24 protein-coding genes are annotated in these 24911 nt (G+C 45.2%); 15 read left to right on the top strand and 9 right to left on the bottom strand.

Annotation, left to right across the window (positions count from 1 at the left end):
* Window positions 1–44: 44 nt before the first annotated feature.
* Complete coding sequence (locus tag ACFPIB_RS04510; protein WP_378016241.1) at window positions 45–2537, bottom strand: PIG-L family deacetylase; 2493 nt, start codon at window positions 2535–2537, stop codon at window positions 45–47.
* A gap of 69 nt (window positions 2538–2606) precedes the next feature.
* On the opposite strand from ACFPIB_RS04510, the gene ACFPIB_RS04505 reads away from it, so the two are divergent.
* Together ACFPIB_RS04505 and ACFPIB_RS04500 are read left to right on the top strand one after the other, a co-directional pair.
* Entirely contained in the window at window positions 2607–3062 is a 456-nt protein-coding gene (locus tag ACFPIB_RS04505; protein ID WP_378016240.1) for a hypothetical protein, read from the top strand.
* Window positions 3063–3254: 192 nt separating this feature from the next.
* On the top strand, window positions 3255–3488 hold the full coding sequence (locus ACFPIB_RS04500; protein WP_378016239.1) for a hypothetical protein: 234 nt from the start codon (window positions 3255–3257) through the stop codon (window positions 3486–3488).
* Window positions 3489–3709: 221 nt separating this feature from the next.
* On the opposite strand, the gene ACFPIB_RS04495 is transcribed toward ACFPIB_RS04500, so the two are convergent.
* Window positions 3710–4468 carry a DUF3108 domain-containing protein gene (locus ACFPIB_RS04495; RefSeq protein ID WP_378016238.1) on the bottom strand — a complete coding sequence of 253 codons (759 nt, stop codon included), beginning with the start codon at window positions 4466–4468 and terminating at the stop codon, window positions 3710–3712.
* Window positions 4469–4627: 159 nt separating this feature from the next.
* Window positions 4628–5698, bottom strand: coding sequence for a fatty acid desaturase family protein (locus ACFPIB_RS04490; RefSeq protein ID WP_378016237.1), 1071 nt, complete (start codon window positions 5696–5698; stop codon window positions 4628–4630).
* A 408-nt stretch (window positions 5699–6106) separates the two neighbouring features.
* On the opposite strand from ACFPIB_RS04490, the gene ACFPIB_RS04485 reads away from it, so the two are divergent.
* From ACFPIB_RS04485 to ACFPIB_RS04475, 3 genes are all read left to right on the top strand, one after another.
* The gene (locus ACFPIB_RS04485; protein WP_378016236.1) at window positions 6107–6691 is read left to right on the top strand and encodes a nitroreductase family protein; all 585 of its coding nucleotides are present in this window, start codon (window positions 6107–6109) and stop codon (window positions 6689–6691) included.
* 38 nt (window positions 6692–6729) lie between these two features.
* Window positions 6730–7938, top strand: coding sequence for a Bcr/CflA family multidrug efflux MFS transporter (locus ACFPIB_RS04480; protein ID WP_378016235.1), 1209 nt, complete (start codon window positions 6730–6732; stop codon window positions 7936–7938).
* Between the two features lie 124 nt (window positions 7939–8062).
* Window positions 8063–9193 (top strand): NAD(P)/FAD-dependent oxidoreductase, encoded by a 1131-nt coding sequence (locus ACFPIB_RS04475; protein WP_378016234.1) that lies wholly within the window; start codon window positions 8063–8065, stop codon window positions 9191–9193.
* A gap of 254 nt (window positions 9194–9447) precedes the next feature.
* Here ACFPIB_RS04475 and ACFPIB_RS04470 read toward each other — a convergent pair whose 3' ends face one another.
* Window positions 9448–10959 (bottom strand): DUF5723 family protein, encoded by a 1512-nt coding sequence (locus tag ACFPIB_RS04470; RefSeq protein WP_378016233.1) that lies wholly within the window; start codon window positions 10957–10959, stop codon window positions 9448–9450.
* A gap of 333 nt (window positions 10960–11292) precedes the next feature.
* Between ACFPIB_RS04470 and ACFPIB_RS04465 the strand changes: the two genes are divergently transcribed.
* The 6 genes from ACFPIB_RS04465 (at window position 11293) to ACFPIB_RS04440 (ending at window position 17778) form a co-directional block, all read left to right on the top strand.
* Window positions 11293–12213 carry an NAD-dependent epimerase/dehydratase family protein gene (locus ACFPIB_RS04465; RefSeq protein ID WP_378016232.1) on the top strand — a complete coding sequence of 307 codons (921 nt, stop codon included), beginning with the start codon at window positions 11293–11295 and terminating at the stop codon, window positions 12211–12213.
* Window positions 12214–12291: 78 nt separating this feature from the next.
* Window positions 12292–13128 carry a GNAT family N-acetyltransferase gene (locus tag ACFPIB_RS04460; protein ID WP_378016231.1) on the top strand — a complete coding sequence of 279 codons (837 nt, stop codon included), beginning with the start codon at window positions 12292–12294 and terminating at the stop codon, window positions 13126–13128.
* A gap of 38 nt (window positions 13129–13166) precedes the next feature.
* A complete protein-coding gene (locus ACFPIB_RS04455) occupies window positions 13167–13643 on the top strand; it encodes a GNAT family N-acetyltransferase (RefSeq protein ID WP_378016230.1) in 477 nt (158 codons plus the stop codon).
* Window positions 13644–13658: 15 nt separating this feature from the next.
* Window positions 13659–14216 carry a GNAT family N-acetyltransferase gene (locus ACFPIB_RS04450; protein ID WP_378016229.1) on the top strand — a complete coding sequence of 186 codons (558 nt, stop codon included), beginning with the start codon at window positions 13659–13661 and terminating at the stop codon, window positions 14214–14216.
* 220 nt (window positions 14217–14436) lie between these two features.
* Window positions 14437–15558, top strand: coding sequence for a mechanosensitive ion channel family protein (locus ACFPIB_RS04445; protein ID WP_378016228.1), 1122 nt, complete (start codon window positions 14437–14439; stop codon window positions 15556–15558).
* 72 nt (window positions 15559–15630) lie between these two features.
* Complete coding sequence (locus ACFPIB_RS04440; protein WP_378016227.1) at window positions 15631–17778, top strand: FUSC family membrane protein; 2148 nt, start codon at window positions 15631–15633, stop codon at window positions 17776–17778.
* A 250-nt stretch (window positions 17779–18028) separates the two neighbouring features.
* Here ACFPIB_RS04440 and ACFPIB_RS04435 read toward each other — a convergent pair whose 3' ends face one another.
* From ACFPIB_RS04435 to ACFPIB_RS04420, 4 genes are all read right to left on the bottom strand, one after another.
* On the bottom strand, window positions 18029–19045 hold the full coding sequence (locus ACFPIB_RS04435; RefSeq protein ID WP_378016226.1) for an LLM class flavin-dependent oxidoreductase: 1017 nt from the start codon (window positions 19043–19045) through the stop codon (window positions 18029–18031).
* A 169-nt stretch (window positions 19046–19214) separates the two neighbouring features.
* The gene (locus ACFPIB_RS04430) at window positions 19215–20069 is read right to left on the bottom strand and encodes a pirin family protein (RefSeq protein WP_378016225.1); all 855 of its coding nucleotides are present in this window, start codon (window positions 20067–20069) and stop codon (window positions 19215–19217) included.
* A 95-nt stretch (window positions 20070–20164) separates the two neighbouring features.
* Window positions 20165–21112, bottom strand: a complete 948-nt coding sequence (locus ACFPIB_RS04425; RefSeq protein ID WP_378016224.1) for an aldo/keto reductase — start codon at window positions 21110–21112, stop codon at window positions 20165–20167.
* Window positions 21113–21283: 171 nt separating this feature from the next.
* Window positions 21284–21916, bottom strand: coding sequence for a nitroreductase family protein (locus ACFPIB_RS04420; protein ID WP_378016223.1), 633 nt, complete (start codon window positions 21914–21916; stop codon window positions 21284–21286).
* A gap of 115 nt (window positions 21917–22031) precedes the next feature.
* On the opposite strand from ACFPIB_RS04420, the gene ACFPIB_RS04415 reads away from it, so the two are divergent.
* The 4 genes from ACFPIB_RS04415 (at window position 22032) to ACFPIB_RS04400 (ending at window position 24598) form a co-directional block, all read left to right on the top strand.
* On the top strand, window positions 22032–22397 hold the full coding sequence (locus ACFPIB_RS04415) for a winged helix-turn-helix transcriptional regulator (protein WP_378016222.1): 366 nt from the start codon (window positions 22032–22034) through the stop codon (window positions 22395–22397).
* Between the two features lie 130 nt (window positions 22398–22527).
* The gene (locus tag ACFPIB_RS04410; RefSeq protein WP_378016221.1) at window positions 22528–22959 is read left to right on the top strand and encodes an SRPBCC family protein; all 432 of its coding nucleotides are present in this window, start codon (window positions 22528–22530) and stop codon (window positions 22957–22959) included.
* Between the two features lie 47 nt (window positions 22960–23006).
* Window positions 23007–24089: a 2Fe-2S iron-sulfur cluster-binding protein gene (locus ACFPIB_RS04405; protein WP_378016220.1), complete on the top strand. Its 1083-nt coding sequence runs from the start codon at window positions 23007–23009 to the stop codon at window positions 24087–24089.
* Window positions 24090–24382: 293 nt separating this feature from the next.
* Window positions 24383–24598, top strand: coding sequence for a hypothetical protein (locus tag ACFPIB_RS04400; RefSeq protein WP_378016219.1), 216 nt, complete (start codon window positions 24383–24385; stop codon window positions 24596–24598).
* Here the strand turns inward: ACFPIB_RS04400 and arsC are convergent.
* Entirely contained in the window at window positions 24558–24899 is a 342-nt protein-coding gene (gene arsC, locus ACFPIB_RS04395; RefSeq protein WP_378016218.1) for an arsenate reductase (glutaredoxin), read from the bottom strand. The genes ACFPIB_RS04400 and arsC overlap by 41 nt on opposite strands.
* Window positions 24900–24911: the final 12 nt, after the last annotated feature.

The following is a 24911-nucleotide window of genomic DNA, read 5'->3' as shown; positions in this document are numbered from 1 at the left end:
AATCCAGAAATTACTCCTTCGAAGGGGGGAGGATTTTTATGTATTTATTTCTTCCCCAGTGAAATTAAATTGGTGAACAAGCGGTAAGCGCCCGGAACGCCGGCCGGTAATTGGCGGAAAAAGGAATAACCAGTATAAACATAATGCCCTTTGCCGTATTTCGTTACCAATAAACCGCCATCTCTGGCTGGTTCGCCGGGGTCGTTGGCCGATAAAATTGCTTCGTAGTTTTTATCCCATTCGTTCGGAAAATACAAACCGCGTTCCTGCACCCAGCCGGTAAAATCGTTAGCAGTAATTTTATTCGGGAAGTTCAGGACTGCGTGTTCAGGCTTCAGCATCCGGACTTCGGCATTTTCTACCGTAACCCGGTCGCGGGAAAGTTTGAACGGATATGGCCCTAGGTTCTCGGTAACCAGCGCGTGATTCGTATTGTATTGCACAACCAGAGTACCCCCGTTTTTCACGTATTCCATGAGCACCGGCTGCGCAAACTTCAGGTAATCATTAGTATTGAAAGCCCTTACTCCTACCACTACAGCATCGAACTGGCGCAGATTGGTGGCATTGAGTTCTTCATTTTGCAAAGGCGTAACGCTATACCCGATCTGGCGCAAACTTACCGGAACTTCATCGCCAGGGCCTGCAATGTAACCGATCTGCTGACCTATACGCTGCAAGTCTATTTTGACGGCCCGGGCTGTTGCTTCCGGAAAAAGTACCTGCGTAGGAATATGTTCGTACTGAATAGTAACCAGGCTTTTATCGTAGGTTTTACCATCAATAGTTGCCGCCGCGCGTAATTTCGCATCGGTTTGGCCCGGCCCCGGAAATACGTTAAAGGAAACTAATTGCTCTTCGTCTTTTAGTTTCATGCTAAAATTAGCGGAAGCCGGTTCGGTGCGCCAGCCTGCCGGAACCTGCAAAGCCACCGTTCCCGCACAGTTTTCTTTTCCGGCCTTTACACGCACTTGTATTTCGCGCGGTTTCTCACTCGTAAACATGTAAACGTTTTCCGAAAGGCTTACAAAAACCGGCGGCGTAACGGCAAACGGACGGTAAATTTCTCCAGCCACCGGATCAACTCGTTTATAAACCACCGGCACGGTATAATCGAATAAAACGCTATTGATTTTCACCGAAAAAGTAACATTTAACGGAGCCGGGTTTTCCGGTAAACCGATTAGTTGTTGATCCGCTACGGCAAACATGCCTTCGGTGCCCGGTTGTTGCAGCCAATACGGTTGAGAAATTGGAAAATCGACCGGAAGATTTACTGTTGTTTTAGATGTGTATAATTCTTTGGTTAAAGGCTGTTTTACGGAGATCTGCTGGCGAAGCGGCAAAATATGAACCTGTTCCAGACTTACCGACGCGTTGCTGCGATTTACAGCCGTCGTATTTATTTCGATTTTTTCACCGGGCGTTGCAGCAAAATGAGTAGCAGTAGCTTCAATAAAAAGTCCGACGCAGGCTTTCACCAGTTCCTGAATTTCAGCAAGTTTCGCTGCTTTATAAGGGTTTTCCGGAAGTTTTTCGATGGCCGTTTTCAAGCTTAATAAAGCCGGAATGCTGGCCGCCGGATTGTTGTGCTCGAACTGTGTTACGAGTTTTTGAGCCATTTTCCCTACCGTTTTTCCACCGGAAACGCGGTTCCAGCTAAGGTCAATTCCTTCGAAAAGATCTTTTTGCGCGCGGCTGCCTTTCATGTGTTCTAAATAGTCGGTTACTTTGCCGTAATTGGGTCCGCTCCCGAAGCCCTGACTTTTATGCATGCTGCGGCTGGTAGCAGAAATTTCGGTATAAGCTCTTCCTAAAACCGGGTTGTACGTGCTGGTTTCAATTTGCAGTTTGCCGGTCGGGTCGAAGTTCTTGTCTTTGTAAAAAAACGACGATGTGTTCCAGAGAATTCTTTTCGGTTGCCAAACAGAAACGTACTTTAATTGCTCCGGAAAACGTTTCGGGTCGGCAGCGGCATCAAAAGCTTCAGAAGCCAAAATTGCCGAAGTAGTATGATGGCCGTGCGTGCCGCCGGGCTCGGTAGAAAAACGCGTGATCATTACGTCCGGCTTAAATTTGCGGATCGTCCAGACCATATCGGCCAGCACCTGTTCCTTGTCCCAGAGCGTAAGCGTTTCCTGGTAATCTTTCGAAAAACCGAAATCGTTGGCGCGGGTAAAGAACTGCTGCCCGCCATCGGTGCGCCGTGCCTGTAATAATTCCTGCGTCCGGATAATTCCCAACCGCTCGCGGATTTCCGGACCAATCAAATTCTGCCCGCCATCGCCGCGCGTTAAAGAAAGATAACCAGTATTCACCAGTTTCTCGTTGGCGAGCCAGGCAATTAAAGCCGTATTTTCATCGTCAGGATGTGCGGCTACGTACAAAGCACTGCCCAACACATTAAGTTTTTTCAGGCCCTGAAGAATTTCGGCAGCATCTGGTTTTTTAGGCGCCTGCGCTTCGGCTGGCTGAAAAAGTGTGAAAAAGAAAATTAAGAGAATAAGTTGTTTACAGGCAGATCGGAGCAGCGACATTGGAATAAAAAACGATTAATACCGGGCTAAATTAGTTAATATTCTTTAGAATTTCCGTTTAAACAATGCATGAAGCACAAAGTAAAAGAATGGCTGAAACGGTATTTGCCCGCCGAAATTTTATCGGTTGTGGCTACGCTTTTAGCGGCTTCACTTACTTTCAAATACACGCAAAGCGGCATTAAAACTGCACTGGCGGCAACGTGGGCAGGCAATTTGTTTTACTTCGGCTACATTTTAATCCTAGATGTTTGGCAGACTTATAAAGCTGTGCGGCAAAACAGTAAGGGTTACACCTTCAAAACCTTCATCAGAAATCTGCGGGCTTTATTCATCGAATTCGGTCTTGCCGAAGTGTTCGACAGTTTCCTGATCCGCCCAGTCCTGATGTATTATCTGCCACTTCTGATCGGAAATTTATCGTGGGGAATTCTGCTGGCAAAGCTGCTCGCCGACGTTACTTTTTACGTGCCGGCCATTATCGGTTACGAATTCACCAAACGCAGATTCCGGAATTTTCATTAAACACTTAAAATTGCAGGTTCATAAAAACGCTATGGTTTTGGCCTGAAAAACTCATGCTTTTAAATTGTAAACTTCAGCTTATCAGAAAGAAAAATTCTTCATTTTATCAATTCTGACTAGTTAAAAAAAGCAACTAACAAAAGCAGTAAACGTTTTAAAATCATCCATCCAAATTATTGAAACCGGAATATCATGAGAAAGATCAGAACGTTACTCGCAATTTTATTGGCAGGCATTTTCTCCATTGGCGTAGCTGCGGCTCAAACCGAACCAGGCCAGAGCAAAACAAAATCGACTGTTAAAAAAGGCGCCCACAAAACCGGCCATGCCGCAAAAGAAGGTGGCGAAGCCGTGAAGGAAGGCGGAAAAACTGTAGGACATGGCGCTGAAAAAGCGGGCGAAGGCGCGGTAAAAGGCACCAAATAAGCTGGCAAAACGGTAGGAAAAGGCGTAAAAAAAGGCGTTAACAAAACCAAAGATGTCGTGGATTAATATAGGCTTGCCTGTTACTTTTACCCGCAAAGAAATTTAGCAGCAATTATGCTATTGAAACGCTATGCTTTTAACGCCAAAAAGTCCGGCCCTGAAGTGAGCCGGACTTTTTGCATATAGATACAGTTAGGTAAAACCGCCCGATTATAAATACATCACACTTTCTTTTGGGAGCCCAGATCTACAGCAGGTAATTTGATCTTGTAGCGGTACCAGCCATTAAAGAATTCTTCCATTTTCAGCACTTCTTTTTCCTTTTTATCTATCCAGAAAGTGGCGTAATTCTCATCGGAATAGTTAATTTTTAGCAGCCAGCAATCGTGAAGTTTTTCATTGCCGATCCTGATCTTTTCCTCCCCGGCAACTTCATATAAATAATACGCCGGGCCGGTGCTGCTGCCAGGATGGTAAAACGGGATCACAAATTTTTTATCCTTTTTCAGGGGCAATAAAGCAAATGTTTCCATGTCGAGTTCCCAGTTAAAAGCCGGCTCTTTCCATTCGTTTCTAAAATCCTTTTTAAGGTTTTTAGAAACGCTGTCGGTACCAATGGTTTGTCTCCCATTAAAAGTATACGCTTCCACCTCGTTCCGGAAATTCTTCACATAATGGTAAACCGGCCGAAGATCTTTCGAATCGCAAACCGAAAAAAGTTGCCGGGTAATGGTATCGGCGCCAAACCATTTCTGAGAGATCTGTACCTGGTTATTTTTCACGTCCACGTTGCGTTCCCAAACGGAAAGTTGCTTTTTAGAACTTCCTGGCGTGCGTTGCCGGTAAACCAGGTATTGTCTCGAAACTGGCTTCAAATATCGGGTTTGTAATTGCTGGTTAGCCACCCGAATGGTATCGGTTTCGGCCAGTGCCTGGCCCGCTAAAAAAAGCGAAACTGCCAGGCTCAAGATTTTTTTCATAGTTGCTAGAAGATTTTTTTGCGCGCAAAGGTAATGTTCCGGCAACTAAAACCAGATTCCTGTAACAGAAAATTCTCAAAAAAACGCTATGCTTTTTACACAAAAAAGTCCGGCTCTTTTCAGAACCGGACTTTTTATATTTTAAATTGAAACTACGAATTAGCTGGCCAAAGCCAGGTTGCGCAGGTGCATAATGTGCGAATAAATGGCAGATCGCAGTTTCGGGAATTCGATGTATTCTACGCCATAATCCTGGCAGGCTTTTTTAATAATCTTGCTGATCTCCGGGTAATGCACGTGCGAGATCTTCGGGAATAAATGGTGCTCGATCTGGAAGTTCAAACCACCGGAAAACCAGGAAACAATTTTATTATTGGTAGCGAAATTAGCCGTAGTTTTTAACTGGTGAATAGCCCAGGCTTCTTCTATTTTATTCGTTTTTTCTTCCGGAAGCGGGAAGTGCGTTTCGCCAACGGTATGCGCCAGCTGGAAAACCACACTCATTACCAAACCAGTGCTCATAGTAAAGATCAGGAAACCAACGAGCCAGCTTACAAAACCCACCATAAAAATAGGCACCGCCACAAATATAGCTACAAAAGCGAGTTTAAAACCCCAGAAAGAAATGTGCTCGGAACGCTTGATCTTCGCAATTTTAAAATCGCCGATCTTGCCGGTAAAGTACTTATGAAAATCGCTGTAGCCGATCCAATATAAGTATAAAAATGCGTAAATAGCCCAGAAATAAAAATGCTGGAAACGGTGCAGTTTATATTTTTTCTGCGATTCGCAGAGGCGCAGGAAAGGACGCGCATCCAGGTCATCGTCCACGCCATCTACGTTGGTATAAGTGTGGTGAATTACGTTGTGTTTAGTATTCCACATAAACACATTTCCACCCAGCATATTCAGCGAAAGGCCCGCCAGGTTGTTCAGCCACTTGCGGTCTGAGAAACTGCCGTGCGCACCGTCGTGCATAATATTAAAACCAATAGAAGCCCCTACTACGCCTAAAGCAATGCATTCCAGAACGGCCAGCCAAACCGGCGGCGTAAGAAAAACCAGGTGCACATACAAGGCTACCATACTCACAACCAGAATAATAGCTTTGGTAAAAAGTTTGGAATTTCCCGTAGGATTTATCCCTTTTTGCTCAAAGTGGTCGTTGATCCGGTTTTTTAATTCCGAGAAAAAATCGTTGTTAGGGGCTTTAAATCTTGGTGCTGCCATGCAATAAAGTTAAATTATGAATACCTGCAGCGTATACGAAATTATCCGGCAGCAGATTTGGTAAAGGTAATACTTTTAAAAATATTTTTCGTAACGGCAAACCCGGAGAAATGCAGATTAGAAAGAAAAATGATCAATATCATGTTTCTGCCTTCTGAACGGCTTTACTTTAATTATCGTTCCTTTCACTATTTTCTGAAACCTGTTCACTAATTTGCCGGCAACTTAAATTTTGCCTTTCCGGAAGCTTCAAGCCAGATAAAGTCTGGTAAGAAAACTGTTTTTTCAGCAACTTAAATCAGGTCCGGCGGTTCTGAAAACTCCCGGAAAGCCAACCCGTTCTGATAAAAAATATGAAACCCCGAAGCCGGCAAAATCTGAAAAACAGAATAGTTTTACCTTTACAACATGAACAATTCCTTCAGCACGCTTAGCCAGATCATAAAAACCCGCCGCACCATAAAACCCAACCAGTTTAACGGCCGCAAAATACCTGACGAACAAATAACCCAACTGCTTGAGCTTGCTGACTGGGCGCCAACGCATGCTTATACCGAGCCCTGGCGTTTCAAAGTTTTTGCCGGCGAGAAAGTGCAGCAATTCTGCCTCGATCACGCAGAGCTTTACAAAGACAACTCTGACCCGGAAAATTTTCAGGAAGCCAAATACGATAAACTCCTGCACATGGGCAACCACGCTTCCCAAATCATTATTGCCATGATGCGGCGCGGCGACAACCCAAAGATTCCGGTACTCGAAGAAATTGCGGCAACCAGCTGCGCGGTGCAAAATCTGCTGCTTGGCGCTACCGCTTTAGGCATAGCCAGTTACTGGGGTTCCGGCGGCATGGCCTACCAGTTACCTATGAAAACATATTTAAACCTGCGCGAAGACGACCTGGTTTTAGGAATTTTGTATCTGGGCTACACCGATAAACCAACACCCGAAGGCAAACGCAAAACGCCGCTGGATGAGAAAATAGATTGGCAGTGAATTGGGTAAAGCGCAGATTTTAAAATTTTGAACAAAAAATGGTTTCACAAAAAATTACCGGCAATACAGCCCTGATCTTGGTGCTGGGCTTACTAACTGCCTTCGGGCCGATGAGTATTGATATGTATTTGCCCGCCTTTCCGGCTATTGCCGCTGAGTTTGGCGTTCCCGTAGCTTCGGTTCAGTACACGCTGGCTTCCTTTAACGTGGGCATTGCTTTAGGCCAATTGATATACGGACCACTTGCTGACCAGCTTGGCCGCCGCCCGAATCTGATAGCCGGCCTGGCGGTTTATTCACTGGCTTCTATTGGTTGCATGTTCACGAATTCGGTGGAAAGCATGGTAGTGCTGCGTTTTCTGCAGGCAATTGGCGGCTGTACCGGTATGGTAATTACCCGCGCCATTGTCCGGGACAAATATCACGGCAACCAATCGGCTAAAGTATTTTCTACGCTTATGCTCATTATGGGCGTTGCTCCTATTCTGGCACCTTCAGTTGGCAGCTTGGTGCTCGATGCTTTCCGGTGGGAATATATTTTCGCTTTGCTGGCGCTTATCGGGCTCCTTACGTTGCTTTATGTGGTCTTCTTTCTTCCCGAAACCCTGACTCCGGAAAAACGCAACCCGCTGGCTTTGCGCAATTCTTTCCGTACCTATGGCCAGTTGCTCCGCGACCAGCAATTTGTTGGTTACTCGCTTACGGCAGGCTGTATTCAGTCGGGTATGTTTGCTTACATTACGGGTTCAGCTTATATTTTCACGCAGATCTTTCATCTTTCCGGGCGCCAGTACAGCATGCTGTTCGGCCTGAACGCGGTAGGAATCATTGGCGCTTCCCAGCTAAATCATAAACTTTTATTGCATTATTCTTTCAGCCAGATCCTGCGCAAAGTTACTTTTCTGTACCTCATGGCGGCCGGCACTTTATTGCTGATGGCTTATACCGGCTGGTTCGGAATTTATGGCATTGTAGTGCCGCTTTTCTTCACGCTCAGCACCGTAGGTCTGGCCATGCCCAACGCTACGGCAGGCGCTCTGGAAAAACATGCCGCCCACGCCGGAAGTGCCTCCGCTTTGGTAGGTACGTTGCAGTTTAGTTGTGGAGCCCTGGCAGCCGTAGCCGTGAGCGTATTTGCCAATAAAACCGCTATTCCCATGGCCGCCGTTATTTTCACTTGCAGTTTGTTAGCGTTCCTGTTTTTTGGTTTGCTGGTTCACCGCAAGATTAAAATTAATGAAGCATAAAAACGGTAGGGTTTGAGGCTGAAAAAGTCAGTTGGGAAAACAGCTTTCAATTTTCAGACTAACCTTAATTTCCAATATTATACATAGCTTCGCACTCATTCCTGAAAACTAAACTATCAGCACCATGCTCTCTTTCTGGGAAACCGAATCCTTCCTTCACTACGACGTTATCATCATCGGCAGCGGTATTGTCGGGTTATCTACGGCTATCTCTCTGAAAGAAAAAGCCCCGGAAAGATCCGCTTTACTTTTGGAACGCGGTTTATTTCCTTCCGGTGCCAGTACCCGCAACGCCGGATTTGCTTCTTTCGGCTCTCTTACCGAGCTCCTCTCCGATCTCCAGCACACCCCGCCGGAAACAGTATTAGCCCTCACCGAAAAGCGCTGGCGCGGCCTGGCCCGTTTGCGCGAACGACTCCCCGATTCCGTGATGGATTACCAGCACACCGGCGGCTTCGAACTGCTTTCTGAAAAAGAACTGCCGGCCTTAGAAAGTATCGGAAAAGTAAACGAAGTCCTGAAACCGCTTTTTCCGGAAGGCACATACACCAACCGTCCTGAGCTTGTAAAAACGCTAGGGTTTAACCCCGAAAAAGTAAAAACCGTAATTCACAACCCTTACGAAGGCCATGTGCACACCGGTAAAATGATGAAAGCGTTGCTGCAACTCGCCCAAGAAAAAGGCGTGGAAATAAGGACCGGCGCCGAAGTAATTGACTTAAAAGAAACTGGTTCTGGGGTATGCGTTTACGTGCACGATCCGGTACGGAAAACGGTAGCGTTTCAGGCCGAAAAAGTAGCGGTTTGCACCAATGCCTTCAGTCAGCGCTTACTTCCGGATGTTTGTGTAAAGCCCGGTCGTGGCCAGGTCATCATCACCAAACCTATTCCCGATCTCAAATTTAAAGGCGCTTTCCATTTCGACGAAGGTTATTTCTATTTCCGGAATGTAGGCCAGCGCATACTTTTTGGCGGCGGCCGGAATCTGGCATTTGAACAGGAAGCAACCACTGAAATTGCCTACAACGAAACGATATTAAAAGAACTCGACAAGCTGCTGGCGGAAGTGATCTTACCAAACCAGAAATTTGAGATCGAACAAAAGTGGTCCGGCATCATGGGCTTTACCGAAGACAAACAACCCGTAATACGCAAAATCTCTGACCGACTTGTTGCTGGTTTTGCCTGCAACGGCATTGGCGTATCTCTTTCCAGCACCGCCGGCGACGAAATTGCGGATTTGTTGCTAGAATAACCTTCTGATTTCACGAGCTGTTTCAGCTTTTTATACTTTTAAGAGAAATTCTCCCTTTGGAGGGGGTTGGGGGAGGATTTTTTGATTATCTGATTTTTAATTTATCTGATAATTCTTCTGTCCTCCTCCTACCCCCTCCAAAAGAGACAAACAAAGCTCATGCATCTCAGAAAAACGGTATTAGTTTAATATAGAAAAGCAGCGCAAAGTACATTCTGCGCTGCTTTTTTATATTTAAAAACTTGAAAGAAAGCTTAGGATTGCTTCACCGGTTTCACTTTTTTCACTTTTGCCGGTTTCACTTTCCCCCGCGATAAATTCAATACCGATAAACCCGCATACACGTTGGCGCCATACGGACGGCCAATATTGAATAAACCACCAATATTATCGGAACCTACAAAAAAGCCACCCAATCGCACCATAGCGCCCATACCAAAGATTTGGTAATTGTTGTAAAGCGAAACAGGCAATGCTACTTCCACGATCTTGGTTTCGAAACGCGGCGTTACAGCTACCAACGAATTCTGGCGCATCGAAATGGCATATTTATCTCTCAGGTTATGAAAAACAGTACCATTCACGTAAACTTTATTGGCTAGCTGGTAATCCACGTCCAGGTGAAGTGCGGTTGGCAGGCCGGAAGTAAATTCCGTTCTGATATCAAAAGCCTCATCGCTTAATTCCTGATTTATTACCTGTGCATAATCATCCGGATCTTCGGCATTTTCAAAAGCATCCAGGTTCACATTTTCATTTTTCGCGTTTATAGTATAGCTCCGGATATTATCGATATGGCTGTATTTTACGCCCCCAATATCTAACAAACTGGCACTCACCCGCAATTTGTATTTATTTTTGCGGTCGTTCAGGTACGTTTTGCCGTCTACGATATAATTATATTGCTCAACATCCGGACGGAATTCGTAGGTAAAACCCAGATCAGCACCCCAGCCATTTCCGGGCGCGTCGCTGGCTGCAATCCAGCTCATTGCTTTCGAAAACGAAACGCCATCCATAAAATCTTCACTCATGTAACCAAACTGCGCTTCCATGTCCTGGATCTCTACGTTGTGATATTCGTCGGTAGAGGGAGCGGGATAATCGCGGGTAGATATTATGAAGTTCATATTCTTATTAATAAAGTGCGCGGAATAAACCCCGGTTACTTTTTTAAGCGTGGCGCCCGCTTTCAGAAATTGTGAACCTTTATTAAACAGAACCCGGGCATACGTAACACCAATTTCAGCGTTCACGTTGGCGTTCATGCTGAACTGATTGTTGTCGTACACTCTATCGAGCATGGCTTCGTTGGGAGCACCGGCCCGCAAAATTTCTGCGATCGGTTCCGAAACATTATTAAAATTCAGGCCGCCGCGCACGCGGGTGCTCAACGCCACGCTGTGTTTCGGGCTGAGCATAACCATAAAAGAAGGTCCGCGGTAATCTATTGAAGCCGTAAGCAATTTAGGGCGATCGTTCTGAATAACCTGCAGGTTGCTTTCCTGCACATCCAGGTCTTCTTTTATCACCTTATAAATAGATTCATTCCCGTAGTAGCCCACATAATTATTGGAAACATTCACATCGATGCTCGAAATGAACAGCGAAAATTTGGAACGGGAATCGGCAATGGAAGCCGGGCTTACGTGCATCCGGTTTATACCCGAATAATTGCTTGCACTCAGGCCGAGCATTTGCTGGGCTTTACTTTCAAAAGCAAACAAAGCGGCAAACACTAAAGATAGCGGTAAATATTTTTGCATTTAAGGAAGTTTGGGTTGGCTTATGGTGCCGGATGGCAGGTCCGGCTGATTTTCAAACGCACAAAGTTACTAACATTCAATCAATTATCCGCATACCTACTTCCGGGTATTCTGCGGCACATTTTTTAACATAGCTACTCAACCAATCTCAGGCCATAAAGTTCAACCGATTACACAGAAATTTTCGACCTGAAAAATGGTATCATTCAGCGACCAAAAACTTTGTTAACCTCTTAAATCTCCACTTTCGGAAATACTCTGAAAACAGCCTTCACGTTTAAACATTTCAAATGCCCTATATTTGCAACATCAATTCAATTTTCCTCTTTCACTATGCAAACAATTTTAGATGCCGGCGGCGCAATCGGAACTGAACTGGCAAGAGCCCTGAAACAATATACGACTGACATCAGATTGGTAAGCCGCAACCCCCAAAAAGCAAATGTCACAGATCAGCTTTTTCCTGCCGACCTGACCAAAGCCGAAGAAGTAGAAAAAGCCGTGGCCGGTTCCGAAATTGTGTATTTGGTAGTAGGTTTTGAATACAAGCTTAACGTGTGGCAGAAAAACTGGCCAGCCCTGATGCAAAATGTAATTGCAGCCTGCAAAAAACACGGAGCCAAACTCGTTTTCTTCGATAATATGTATATGTACGACGCTGCTCACCTGGGCCACATGACCGAAGAAACGCCCGTAAAACCCGTTAGCGAAAAAGGAAAGATCCGCGCCCAAATTGCTGAAATGCTGCTGGAAGAAACCCGCTCAGGAAACCTGACCGCTTTAATAGCCCGCGCCCCAGATTTTATTGGCCCGAAAAACAGCATGCTTACCGAAATGGTGTACAAAAATCTGAAGCAAGGTAAAAAAGCGAACTGGTTCCTCGATGCCAATAAAGTACATTCTTTCATTTTCACGCCCGATGCGGCCAAAGCTACCGCTTTACTAGGCAACACTCCGGAAGCTTTTAACCAGGTTTGGCATTTACCTACCAGCAGCCCCGCGCTCACAATAAACCAATGGGCTGCCATTTTTGCAAAAACCCTGAACACGGAAGCCAAAATGATGGTGTTGCCCCGCTGGATGACCAGCCTGCTGGGATTGTTTATGCCAGTGGTAAAAGAATCGAAAGAAATGCTTTACCAATACGACCGCGATTATGTTTTTGACAGCAGCAAGTTTGAAAAACGTTTTAACTTTAAAGCAACTTCGCCGCAGGAAAGTGTACAGCAATTAATTAAAATGATGGAAAACTAAATCCGGAACGCCACTTAAAAGCAAACCGGAAAAACGGTAGGAAAAGTCACTAAAAAACTAACTGCTGCCATACCTCAAATGGAAATTAAAACCCTTGAAAATACCCCGACGTCCGAAATTGTAACCTGTTTCAACGAAGCTTTTTCCGATTATTTTGTGCCCATTTCCGCAACCGAAGAAGCCATGCAAAGCCGCTGGCGCGCAAGCCGCGTAGATTTCAGCTTATCTTTCGGGGCGTTTGAAAACAATAAACTGGTAGCTTTTATTATTACCGGCGTGGGTAACCTGCACGGGCACAAAACGGCTTATAATGCTGGCACTGGCGTAATTCCGGCTTTTCGTGGTCAGAAGCTGGTTGCTAAACTTTATGCTTATGCGTTGCCTGTTTTTAAAGGGGCCGGCATTTCGCAATGCACCCTGGAAGTGATCACGCAGAATGAAAAAGCAATAAAAGCTTACCGAAACATAGGTTTTGAAATTGACCGCACCTTGCATTGTTTTAAAGGCGAACTTCAACCGGCTTCAACTCCAAGTCCTTTCGAAATAAAGACCAGCACGGCAATAGATTTCGAAGCAATTGCGCCGTTGCAGGCTTACACGTTTGCCTGGGATAATATGAACGAAGGAATAAAAGCCGCCGGCCCTGCTTACCAGTATTGGCAACTTTTCGAGAACCAAAACCTGAAAGCTTATTTGTTTCTGAATCCGGCCACCGGTTACATTGGTCAGTTTGGTTTTGATCGTTCGGCGCCAGAAATTTATGGACTTAATTTGCTGCGGGAAGTTGCCAAAACGCACCCTTCCCTTCGGTTAAACAACGTAGATGCAAATGCAGTAGAAACGTTGGCTTTGTTTGAAACCGCCGGCATGGTAAATTACATTTCGCAGTTTGAAATGCGGATGCTTTTGAATTAACCAGGAGACAGAACTTTATAATTACTGAGTAAAAACCCATGCAGGTACCCATTCTTGAAACGGAGCGCTTAACGTTACGACCAATTGTTTCGCAGGATCTGGACGATCTTCTGCCATTTTCATATTTCGACGGAAAACCCATTACTACCCGAGAAGGTATTACAGAAAAGCTAACCCGAATTGCAGCAGAAATTGCGGCCGGAAACGCTTTACATTGGGGAATGGAGCTGAAAAGCAGCAAAAAACTGATTGGAGCGGCCGGCTTTTACCGCGGTTTCCCCAACAAGACCGGCGAAATTGGTTATGCAATGAATCCGGACTTTGAAAAACAGGGATTTATGCGCGAAGCTGTTACTGCCATTATAAATTATGGATTTACCAGCTTAAACCTTGACCAGATAATTGCCTATACCAAAGAAAATAATCCGGCTTCCATAAAAGTATTGCAGCATACCGGTTTTCAGGAAACAGTTTCGGATCTAACGATCTATAAAAAATTTATAATTCACAGGTAATCTTACATTTAGGCCATGCTTGATATAGAATTAAATCCGTTTACCAATCTGGAAACCGAAAGGCTGATCTTGCGCGAAGTCCGGGAAACCGACGCCCCTGAAATCCTGTTTTTCCGTTCCGACGACACCATTATGCGATTTCTGGATCGGGAGAAACTAAAGTCGGAAGATGAGGCGCTGGAATATATTGCGAATACCCGGAAAGCGGTGCTCGAAAACGAAGGCATAAACTGGGGAATCTGCCTGAAAGGTTCGGAAAAGCTGATTGGTACAATTGGTTTATGGCGGTTCATTAAAGCCAACCACCGCGCCGAAATTGGCTACAGCCTGCACCCTGATTACTGGAATAAAGGCCTGATGAGTGAAGCGATGAAAGTGGTTTTAGATTACGGTTTCCAAACCCTGAAACTGCATAGTATAGAAGCGAATATTAACCCCAAAAACGATGCTTCCAGGAAACTGCTCGAAAAACATGGCTTTGTGCAGGAAGCTTATTTCCGGGGCGATTATTATTTTCAGGGCGAATTTCTGGATTCTGTAATTTTCTCCCTCATCGATCCGGATGCGCGCTAAATAAGGAGTTTTTTACCTTGAAACCATACCGTTTTTTCTAGCAGAAGTTTGGTTAAGGCCGGTAAAATTGCAGCGAAAACGCACTGAGTTTTTGAGCTGAAAAGTATAGCGTTTTGAAAGATCTTTGGTTTCGGACTTTGGTTTTTGTAAATTCAGAAAATAACCTTCGAGCCCGAAACGTTCGTATGGTTTAAGCATTGTCTGTACCAAACCCCTAAACATGAAAGAATTTTTCGATAAGGAATTTTTCAATTACACGTTTTACCACAATACCGTTCTCGATTATATTATTGCATTCGGCATTATCTTTTTAGGTATTTCGCTGGTTAAATTGCTGAAACGCAAATTTGTTACCCGCATTCGCACCTGGGCCGAAAAAACCACCAACCGCTTCGATGATTTTATTGCCAACAGCCTGGAGCGTTTCGGTATTCCATTCCTGTATCTGATTGTGGTGTTTTTCGGCTTTCACTACCTTTCTTTTCCGCAGAAAACTGAAAACTTTCTCAAGATCGGTTTTACCGTAGCTTTTACTTTTATATTGATCAGGGTGATCAGTACGGTAATTCTGGCACTGCTTCAAAATTACGTGCGCCACCAAGAACGCGGCGAAGAGAAAGTGAAACAATTAGGTGGTATCATGCTCATTATCAATTTCTTTATCTGGGCGATCGGGCTTATTTTCCTGTTCGACAACATGGGTTTTGATGTAACCACAGTAATAACCGGATTGGGAATTGGTGGTATTGCTATTGCGTTAGCGGCTCAGAACATTCTGGGCGACCTTTTCAATTACTTCGTTATTTTCTTCGACCGCCCTTTTGAAACCGGCGATTTTATTACCATAGATGAAAAGAACGGAACCGTAGATTATATTGGCATAAAAACCACCCGTATTACCAGCCTTTCCGGCGAACAGCTGATTGTGGCTAACTCCGACCTGACCAATTCGCGCATTCATAATTACAAGCGTTTGCACCGCCGCCGCGTAAGTTTTACCATTGGCGTTACGTACCAGACCAGCCCCCAAAACCTGCGCCAGATCCCGGCCATTATGAAAAACCTTATCAACAAGCAGGAAGATACTACTTTTGACCGGTCGCATTTTGTGGCTTATAATGATTCCAGCCTCGATTTTGAAACGATCTATTACGTAGAAAATGCCGATATGGTAAAACACCTCAACATCAGGCAGGAAATTTTTCTGGATCTTTTTGAAGAATTCAGCCGCCGTAAGATCGATTTTGCTTACCCAACCCGCACCTTATTTATGGAACCGGTAACGGCAATTCCGGAGCAGAACGAAGAAAAAAAAGCAAATCCCATCATTCAGCCTAACTAAATTCCGGTTGCAGAGTTTTTAACTTTGCAGCAGGTTTGCTGCCATGCTCGCCGCTTCGCAATTAATAAATCTATGAAAAAACAGGCCCGGGAAATTCAATACTTTTTATTCAGCCAGTATTTTTCCGATGGACTTCGCATTACGTTGGGGGTATTATTACCTTCGCTTATTTTTGTACAGTTCGGTCGTTTAGAACTTGGTCTTATTTTATCGCTCGGTGCACTGTGCGTAAGCATCACCGATTCTCCGGGGCCGGTGGTGCATAAGCGCAATGCCATGCTGCTTTGTAATGCTACCATTTTCCTGGTAGCGCTCATTACCGGTTTCGTGCGCTTAAACCCTTATTTGCTCGGCGCTGAAATTATGCTTTTCTGTTTCGGATTTTCGATGCTGATGGTTTACGGCCCCCGGGCAGCCGCGCTCGGAACAGCCGGCCTGGTGGTTATGATCCTGACCATGGACAATGCCTTAAAACCGTTGGAAGTATTGGGTTACAGCGCCTTAATTACTGCCGGTGGCGTCTGGTACATGCTTATGAGCTTATTCTTTTTTCAGATATTACCTTACCGTCAGGCCCAGCAAACCTTAGGCGAATGTATTCATGAGGTGGCTCGTTTTCTGCGTTACAAAGCCGAATTTTACCGCGCATATACCAACCTTGACGAAGATTACCGCAAAATTGTAGCCCAGCAAATTGTGGTAAGCGAAAAGCAGGATGCCGTGCGCGAAGTGCTTTTTAAAAGCCGCCAGTACATAAAAGCTTCTACAACCCCGGGCCGCATTCTGTTGCTTACGTTTGTAGACCTGGTGGACCTTTACGAGCAGATCATGGCCACGCATTACGATTATGCCGCGCTGCGCGAAAAGTTCGGAAAAACCGGCGTGCTGAGCGAAATTGCCCGCCTCATTTTACAGATCGCCGATCAGCTCGACGATATTGCTTTTGCTTTTGAATCGAACATCCGTTTGCGCCTGCCATCCAACCTGAATCCGCAAATGGAACAGCTTAAACTGCACATAGATAAAGTAGGCGAAGACGAAAAAGAAACGAGTAACCTGGCCCTGAAAAAGATTCTGGTAAATCTCCGGAATTTAACGCACCGCCTGCACGATATGCAGCAATATTTTAATGCTACCCCCTCCGATCTGGAGAAGAAAACCGGTCCGCTTGAATATTCCCGTTTTGTATCGCAGCAGGAATACGACCTGAAACTGATCCGCAACAATCTGAACTTTAACTCTGCCATTTTCAAACATTCGGTCCGCGTAGCCTTGGTGTGTTTGTTCGGTTATATCGTAACGAAAATAGCGCCATATGGCCACCACAGTTACTGGGTTTTGCTCACCATTATCGTAATTCTGAAACCGGCTTTCAGCCTGACCAAACAACGGAATTACGAAAGGATAATTGGTACGATTGCGGGTTCAGCAATTGGTATTTTGATCCTGGTTTTTTTCCCAAACCGGACCGTACAATTTCTATTCCTACTTTTTTGCATGGTAGGTACGTATAGTTTTCAGCGCCGGAATTACGTAGTAAGCGTAATTTTCATGACGCCTTTCGTGCTGATATTATTTAATTTTCTGGGCGATGGTAACCTGAATATTGCCCAGGAACGAATCATCGATACGCTTATTGGTGCGGCCATTGCGTTTTCGGCGAGTTACTTTTTATTTCCAAGCTGGGAATCTGAACAACTCAAGAAATTCCTGCGCGAAATGCTGACCGCGAACGTAAATTACCTGCAGAAACTATCGGATATTCTGGCTGGTAAAAAAGTAAAAATTGAAGATTATAAACTGGCCCGGAAAAATGTGTATGTGCATTCGGCTAACTTATCGGCAGCGTTTCAGCGCATGATGTCGGAACCTAAACGAAAGCAGATAAAAAGCAAGGAAGTGCATAAATTTGTGGTACTGAACCATATCCTGTCTTCATTCATTGCTACGGCTGCATCAGGTTTGCTAAATCGCCCGGCGCAAGTTTACCCGCCGGAATACGTAAAACCCGTAAAACGTTCCTGCGCGATGCTAACTGAAACGGCTAAAAAAATGGATGCCAGTGTCATTACCAATCAACCTTCCAAACCAGCCGACGACTCTGAACTGACTACCACCATGCCCGCCGATTTCGATGAGCATTTGCTTAAATCCCAACTCGACTTTATTCAGAAAGTCAGTGCCGATATCCGGAAAATATCAGATTCAATTTTAAGCTGATCGTTGGGTTTTTAACCTGAAAAGCATAGCGTTTTGATAATGATTAGTGAATAATGATTAGTGAGTAAATTTGTGATCCTGAACCTTAGCGAATGAACTTATCTGCGGCAAATAACACTGACTTTATCAGCTTCAAACCATAGCATTTCCAACTTCTGAACGAATACAAAAATGTAAAAGGGCGACTACAAGAGTCTCCCTTCGCAATATGCTTCGTGCATGACTTTTTCTGACTGAAACGATACCGTTTTTAAACTTCTTGCGGCTGCAATTCAAACATTTCGGCCAGTAATTCATAAGAACGCAGGCGGTCGGCAAAATCGTGGGTGATGGTTACGGCAATTATTTCGTCTATGCCGTATTCCTGCGCCAGCTTTTCGAGCCGTGGTTTTACCTGTGCAGGCGTACCCGAAATCATGCGCTTGCGGTTGTAATCGATGCGCTCCTTTTCTTCTTCGGTAAACTGCTGATCCTTGATTTCTTCATAAGGCAAAATTCCTTCCCGCACACCTTTTTCTATTTTCAGCATCTGCACATCCATTACGGCCTGCAATTGCTGCGCTTTTTCTTCGGTATCGGCTACCATTACAAAAATGGCTACGTTGGCTTTTGGCTCTTTTAAATGTTCCGAAGGCTGAAAGTGCTCGCGGTAGAGTTTCATCATTTTCGCACCGCCGTTGGGGTTTATAAAATGCGCAAACGAAAAGCCCATTCCAAAATGCGCTGCAAAAACGCCGCTTTGTCCGCTGGAACTAAGCAGCCAGAGTTCAGGAACGGTTTGAGCCAGCGGCGCAGCTTTTATTTTGGTAAGATTCGGGCCGGTAATGCCATCGTTCAGGTAATGCGTAAGATCTACCAGTTGCTGCGTAAAATCATTTTCGTTGAAAGTATTGCTCGGGTTCAGCAACGAAGCGGTGTAACGATCGGTGCCTGGCGCGCGGCCCATGCCCAGATCAATGCGGCCTGGAAAAAGCGTTTCGAGCAAACGGAAATTTTCGGCCACTTTCAGCGCACTGTGGTTTGGCAGCATTACGCCGCCGGAACCCAATTTAATGCGGTTGGTCTGGTTGGCTAAATGCGCAATTAAAACCTCTGGCGAAGATCCGGCTAAGCTGGCGGTGTTATGGTGTTCCGAAACCCAGAAACGCGTATAACCCAATTTCTCGGTGAATTTTGCCAGTTCCGTAGTCTCCAGCAAAGCTTGCGCTGCCGTTCCCCCTTTGCGCACCGGCGACTGATCTAATACGCTGAGTTTTATTCCGGACATTCTCTTAAATGGTTAAATTGTTTAATGGTTAAATTGTTTGATCTGCTAATGGCTTAAATGGTTGATATCTAACGGTTAAAATGTTAAAATCTACGGTCATATTTTCATATATTTTTTTTGATTTTCAACAATTTAACCATTTAGCAATTAACCATTAAGCCATATACAATCATTCCGTCCAGACGCCCATTTTCCCCATCTGGTAATCGCGCATAGCTTCCATAATTTCTTTTTCAGAGTTCATCACGAAAGGCCCATGGGCTACAATTGGCTCGTTATAAGGCTCGCCGTGGCCTATTATCAGTTCAGAATTCTGCATGGCAACAAGCTGAATTTCTTCGCCTTCGTTGCTGAACTCCACCAGGCTATGCGTAGCCGCCGGGCTGCCGTTTACCCGCACTTCGCCGTTTACCACATAAAATAAAATGTTTCTTTCCGTCGGAATTCTTAAGGTGTAATGCGCATCTTTTTTCAGCAGCATGCGCGCCATTTCTATCCCGGTCAACGATTTTATCGGGCCTTGCTTATTTCCCCAATTTCCCGAAACCGGGTAGATCAACACATTGCCATTATCGGCCGGAACTTCCGGAATTTTATCTTTTTGCAAACCGGTGTAAGCAGGCTGCGTCATTTTTAGTTTAGCAGGCAGGTTTAGCCAGATCTGGATCACTTCTTCCATGCCGCCTTTTTCCTTGAATTCATCCGAAGAAATTTCGGTATGAATCACGCCCCGGCCCGCCGTCATCCATTGTACCCCGCCGGCCTGAATGGTGTCTTTGCCGCCGCCGGAATCTTTATGCACAATGTCGCCTTGCAGAATAAACGTCAGCGTTTCGAAACCCCGGTGCGGATGCGGGCCAAATGGTAAACCCCGGTTTTCCGGCTCATATTGTTGCGGGCCGTGGTGGTTCAGAAACAAAAAAGGATCGATGTGATCTACCGAACCGGTGGGTAAAGCGCGAAAAGTTGTTAAATCGGCAATTGGAGCTGAAATAGCTTTATGGATCTTTTTAATTTTTCTCATTACCTGAAGTTTTTAAAGATTTGCGCACTGCAAAACGCTAGGATTATCGGGCAGAAAACCCGGGAAAATTATGCCAGCTTTTATTTTCCCGGAAATTAATATACACTGGCCAGATCAAGTTTTTCCATGGCTGCTTTATTTAGTTTCAGTTCAGCCGCTTTTATAAGTTCGTTCAACTGGTTCCGGTTCGTTGCGCTGGCAATGGGTGCGGTTACAGCCGGGCGGTGCATAAGCCAGCTCAAAGCAACCTGCGCCGGTGTAGCGTTCAATTCCGCAGCAACTTCATCCAACGCTTTCAGGATCCGGAAACCGCGTTCGTTCAGGTATTTCTGAATTCCTCCGCCCCGCTGGCTTTTACCCAGATCGGCCTCGGAGCGGTATTTGCCGGTAAGAAAACCGCTGGCCAGTGAAAAATAGGGAATTACGCCAAGGTTATTTTTCAGGCAGACAGTTTCCAAGGCTTTTTCAAATCCTTCGCGGGCGTAAAGATTATACTCTGGTTGCAAAGTCTGGTAACGTGGCAGGTTCTTTTCTTCGCTTGTTTTCAAAGCTGCTTCCAGGCGCTCCGCTGTAAAATTAGATGCCCCGATGGCGCGTACTTTTCCGGCTTTTATCAGGGTTTCGTAAGCTTCCAGGGTTTCATCAAGAGGCGTTTCCGGGTCGTCGTAATGCGATTGGTACAGATCTATGTAATCGGTTTGCAAACGTTTCAGCGAAGCCTCGGCTGCTTTTAAAATGTATTGCTTTTTCAGGTTTTTACCGCTGCCCATATCGGCGCCAACTTTGGTAGCAATAATTACCTGCTCCCGGTTGCCGCGTTTTTTCAGCCAGTTTCCAATGACCGTTTCCGATTCGCCGCCCTTATTTCCTGGTTTCCAGTTCGAATATACATCAGCCGTATCGATGCAGTTAAAACCCGCATTGGTAAAGGCATCTAAAATTTCGAAAGAAGTCGGTTCATCAATTGTCCAGCCGAAAACGTTTCCGCCAAAAACCAAAGGCGCAATTTCAAGTCCGGTATTTCCTAGTTTTCTTCTCTCCATAGTTATCGTAGGTTTGAATTTTCGTAGTTCGTAGTTTCGGTCTTTTTTGGTCCCCCTTTGGAGGGGGTAGGGGGAGGATCACACATTTCTTTTTTTTTAATTACCAGATAATGGAAAATCCTCCCCCTACCCCCTCCAAAGGGGGACTTTTTCTCTAATTACGTAATCGTCTTAATCGAATTGAATAAACAGTTTTTCTTTTTCGCGGCGTACCTTTTTAGCAGTGGCCAGAAAATCGTTGGCTTCGTCGCGGTAACCCAAAGGCATTGCAACCACGGTGCGCAGATTCATTTCCGCTAAGCCTAAAACGGCATCAACATCCTGCGGGTTAAAACCTTCCATGGGCGTTGCATCTACTTCTTCAGCGGCAGCGGCAATTAAACCGGTACCCAAAGCAATGTAAGCCTGCCGCGCAGCCCAGTTAAAATTCACTTCGTCGGTGCGGTTATTCACCAGGTTCACAATATTGTTTTTAAAACCAGCCAGCGTTTCCGGATCTACGCCGCGTTCTTCGGCTACATGGTTTATGTATTCGGAAATCTGCGCTTCTGTTATTTTAGCCCAGGCCGCAAAGATCAACACATGCGAAGCTTCTTTTATCTGTGGTTGCTTAATTGCTTTTTCGAATAACTCTTGCTTCAGTTTTTCAGAACTTACAACCAAAACGGTATAAGGCTGCAAACCCATAGAAGAAGCAGATAAACGAATGGCTTCCAGAATGGTATCTATTTTTTCCGGCGGCACGCTTGCGCCCGTCATGCGTTTGGTAGCGTAACGCCAGTTCAGGCTTTCTATAATATTCATAATGGTGAGAGTCGGATTAAAAATTGTTTTTTAGTAGCGCAAAATTACCTATATTTGGTATACATTAGTAACCACTATACCAAAGTATACCGGTTACCTTTAGTAAACCATTGCCATGAAAAACCACAAAAGCGACCTCTGCATCAATCATATTTTACCCATCCGCGACGCTCTCGATATTATCAGCGGCAAATGGAAGATCCCGATCATCAGCGCTTTATGCATTCATAAACGTAGATTTAAAGAATTGCATCGTGATGTGCCGGGAATTACCGCAAAAATGCTTTCGAAAGAATTGAAAGACCTGGAAGTGAATGGTTTGGTGAAACGCACAGTTTATGATACCACACCGGTAAGCGTAGAATATGCGGTTACCGAATACGGGCACAGCCTGAACCCGGTAATTTTTGCGTTGCGCGACTGGGGCCTGAAACACCGGGAGCGCATGCTGCACAACGAAGAAAAAACGTCGGCGGCTTAAATTTTTCTTTTCCTGAAATTCGGTTCAGGCCACAAAAAATGGTAGGGAAACAGGCAAAAAAAGTATTGGCAATCCGCCTTATTTTTCGGTTCTTACAGTAGCTAAAATAAACCGCAAAACTCTTTCAGAAATGAAATACACCAACGAAATTGAACTGAACCTCCCTTTGAATCGCGTGATCGAGCTTTTTGATGATCCGGAAAACCTGAAACATTGGCAGCCGGGTTTGCAGAGCTTTGAACATATAAGCGGTACTCCGGGACAGGTTGGAGCAAAATCGCGGCTGAAATACAAAATGGGGAACCGGGAAATTGAAATGATCGAAACCATTCTGAAACGCGATCTGCCACACGCTTTCGATGGAACCTACGAAGCCAAAGGGGTTTACAACATCGTTTCCAATAAGTTTATTCCGCTGGGCCCGAACAAAACCAAATGGGTTGCAGAAAATGAATTCCGGTTCAGCGGTTTTATGAAGCTGATGGGTTGGCTTATGCCGGGCGCTTTTAAGAAACAGAGCCAGAAATACCTGGAGCAGTTCAAGGCTTTTGCCGAAAGCTAAAAAACGGAAAATGCGTATGCAAAGCTGAAACCAAACGGCTTTAACCCATGAATGCTTCCGCGCCGCCGCACACCGATCTTTTTAAAACGCTCACTATTACGGGTATAAAAGACGAAGCGCCCAATGTAAAAACGTTTTACTTTGAAGGTGCGGAGGCCAGGGAAATTGCTTACCAGTCCGGACAATATTTAACTTTTCTTTTACCGCATCACCAACCGGAAGTCCGCCGTTCGTATTCCATAGTAGCGTCACCGGTTTTGAACGAACCTTTGGCAATTGGGGTGAAACGGATGGAGAACGGCATTTTTTCGCGCTATTTAATAGACCACGCCAAAGTTGGCGATAAGTTGATAACCACGGGCGCCGCCGGCTTTTTTACCCTTCCCGAAAACTTAGCGCTGTACAAACAATTATTTTTCCTGGCGGCCGGAAGCGGCATTACGCCCATCTTTTCGCTGATAAAAACGGTATTGTTTTCTCACCCAAAACTGCCGGTGGTATTAATTTACAGCAACAAAACCCACGATCACGCCATTTTCCGGGAAGAACTAATTCAGCTTGCCGATCAGTTTCCGCAACGGTTTAAAGTAGAATTCCTGTTCAGCGATGCCGCCGATCTGACCAAAGCAAGACTTTATAAAGGGCTGCTGGAAACCTTCGTAAAAGTATTGGCCAAAGCTCCGCCTTCAGAAATTTTAGCGTACGTTTGCGGCCCCGAAAATTACATGCGCATGTGTACCTACGGGCTGCATATGGCCGGCGTGAAACTCGAAAATATCCGGAAAGAAAATTTCAGCACCCAGAAAGTACAACTAAAAATAACGCCGCCCGATACCACTCCGCACCTGGTAACCTTAAAGCTCAATCACCAGGAATTCACGTTCCAAAGCCGCTTTCCGGATACGATCTTGCAGGCAGCAAAAAAAGCCGGCCTCACCATGCCTTACAGTTGTGAAGCCGGAAAATGCGGCAGTTGCGCCGCGCGCTGCACCAGCGGAAAAACCTGGATGAGCTACAACGAAGTGCTGACCGAAAAAGAAGTTGCCAACGGGTTAACGCTTACCTGTACTGCTTATCCTGTTGGTGGCAATGTAACTTTAGAAATAGCGTTGCCTGCCCTCACTTTATAAAAAACGGTATGAATTTCGGCCTCAAAAGTCATTAACAGGTTTTACTTCCGGGTATTTTCCTATAGCATAAAATTCAGTGCAATAAAAATGCGATGCTTTAAAATCTGAAAGGCAGGCAATTTTTGAACTTTCACCGGATATTAAGATCATTTCCCTTTCAAAGTGCAGCAACTTACGTAGAATTTCCGGCCGTTCACAACTGAGGTTCAGCGGGTTTGTTAAAGTTTGGTTAAATTAGAATACTAACTGAAACTCAGGAACCCCTGCTTCCCGTAAACGCTAAAAAAAACGCTATGCTAAACGCTTCTAAAACCCAGCTCATACTCCCGATTCCGCCGGCTTCTCATTTACTGATGTTTGTGCTGGCACTTTGCCTGGCCGGCATTATGGCCTTTGTGCAACATCAGCAAATAAGCAAACCCAAAGCTAAAAATGCGTTTTTAACCGGACACACTGTAGCCAAAACGCTTACAATATCGAAAGAATACGCTCAGGTGGCCGTCCGATAACCGCTTTGTCGCCGTTTATCACGATGGGGCGCTCAATAAGCACCGGGTTTTCGGCCATGATCCTGATCCATTCTTCGTCGGAATAGGTTTTGCCGGCAAATTTTTCTTTAAACAACTCCTCCCCTTTGCGCAGCAATTGTTCCGGTTTCAGGTTCAGTTTCTGCAGAATTTCCTTCAGTTCCGTTTCCATAGGTGCATTTTTCAGGTATTCCACCAGTTCGTAAGGCTGCCCGCTTTCCTTTAAAAGATCGAGCGAACAACGACTTTTGCTGCACATGTTATTGTGGTAGATCTTGATCATATTCTGTAAATT

The organism is Adhaeribacter terreus (assembly GCF_042657365.1).
GTDB lineage: Bacteria > Bacteroidota > Bacteroidia > Cytophagales > Hymenobacteraceae > Adhaeribacter_A > Adhaeribacter_A terreus.
Note: the sequence above shows the minus strand (reverse complement) of the source record. Positions and strands in the feature narration are given on the sequence as shown.

Coding starts and splice junctions, on each gene's coding strand:
- ACFPIB_RS04505 (WP_378016240.1), top strand. CDS start 2,607: ATGAAGCACAAAGTAAAAGAATGGCTGAAACGGTATTTGCCCGCCGAA.
- ACFPIB_RS04470 (WP_378016233.1), bottom strand. CDS start 10,959: ATGCAAAAATATTTACCGCTATCTTTAGTGTTTGCCGCTTTGTTTGCT.
- ACFPIB_RS04480 (WP_378016235.1), top strand. CDS start 6,730: ATGGTTTCACAAAAAATTACCGGCAATACAGCCCTGATCTTGGTGCTG.
- arsC (WP_378016218.1), bottom strand. CDS start 24,899: ATGATCAAGATCTACCACAATAACATGTGCAGCAAAAGTCGTTGTTCG.
- ACFPIB_RS04455 (WP_378016230.1), top strand. CDS start 13,167: ATGCAGGTACCCATTCTTGAAACGGAGCGCTTAACGTTACGACCAATT.
- ACFPIB_RS04490 (WP_378016237.1), bottom strand. CDS start 5,698: ATGGCAGCACCAAGATTTAAAGCCCCTAACAACGATTTTTTCTCGGAA.
- ACFPIB_RS04410 (WP_378016221.1), top strand. CDS start 22,528: ATGAAATACACCAACGAAATTGAACTGAACCTCCCTTTGAATCGCGTG.
- ACFPIB_RS04500 (WP_378016239.1), top strand. CDS start 3,255: ATGAGAAAGATCAGAACGTTACTCGCAATTTTATTGGCAGGCATTTTC.
- ACFPIB_RS04510 (WP_378016241.1), bottom strand. CDS start 2,537: ATGTCGCTGCTCCGATCTGCCTGTAAACAACTTATTCTCTTAATTTTC.
- ACFPIB_RS04475 (WP_378016234.1), top strand. CDS start 8,063: ATGCTCTCTTTCTGGGAAACCGAATCCTTCCTTCACTACGACGTTATC.
- ACFPIB_RS04450 (WP_378016229.1), top strand. CDS start 13,659: ATGCTTGATATAGAATTAAATCCGTTTACCAATCTGGAAACCGAAAGG.
- ACFPIB_RS04400 (WP_378016219.1), top strand. CDS start 24,383: ATGCTAAACGCTTCTAAAACCCAGCTCATACTCCCGATTCCGCCGGCT.
- ACFPIB_RS04495 (WP_378016238.1), bottom strand. CDS start 4,468: ATGAAAAAAATCTTGAGCCTGGCAGTTTCGCTTTTTTTAGCGGGCCAG.
- ACFPIB_RS04415 (WP_378016222.1), top strand. CDS start 22,032: ATGAAAAACCACAAAAGCGACCTCTGCATCAATCATATTTTACCCATC.
- ACFPIB_RS04435 (WP_378016226.1), bottom strand. CDS start 19,045: ATGTCCGGAATAAAACTCAGCGTATTAGATCAGTCGCCGGTGCGCAAA.
- ACFPIB_RS04465 (WP_378016232.1), top strand. CDS start 11,293: ATGCAAACAATTTTAGATGCCGGCGGCGCAATCGGAACTGAACTGGCA.
- ACFPIB_RS04445 (WP_378016228.1), top strand. CDS start 14,437: ATGAAAGAATTTTTCGATAAGGAATTTTTCAATTACACGTTTTACCAC.
- ACFPIB_RS04425 (WP_378016224.1), bottom strand. CDS start 21,112: ATGGAGAGAAGAAAACTAGGAAATACCGGACTTGAAATTGCGCCTTTG.
- ACFPIB_RS04420 (WP_378016223.1), bottom strand. CDS start 21,916: ATGAATATTATAGAAAGCCTGAACTGGCGTTACGCTACCAAACGCATG.
- ACFPIB_RS04430 (WP_378016225.1), bottom strand. CDS start 20,069: ATGAGAAAAATTAAAAAGATCCATAAAGCTATTTCAGCTCCAATTGCC.
- ACFPIB_RS04460 (WP_378016231.1), top strand. CDS start 12,292: ATGGAAATTAAAACCCTTGAAAATACCCCGACGTCCGAAATTGTAACC.
- ACFPIB_RS04485 (WP_378016236.1), top strand. CDS start 6,107: ATGAACAATTCCTTCAGCACGCTTAGCCAGATCATAAAAACCCGCCGC.
- ACFPIB_RS04440 (WP_378016227.1), top strand. CDS start 15,631: ATGAAAAAACAGGCCCGGGAAATTCAATACTTTTTATTCAGCCAGTAT.
- ACFPIB_RS04405 (WP_378016220.1), top strand. CDS start 23,007: ATGAATGCTTCCGCGCCGCCGCACACCGATCTTTTTAAAACGCTCACT.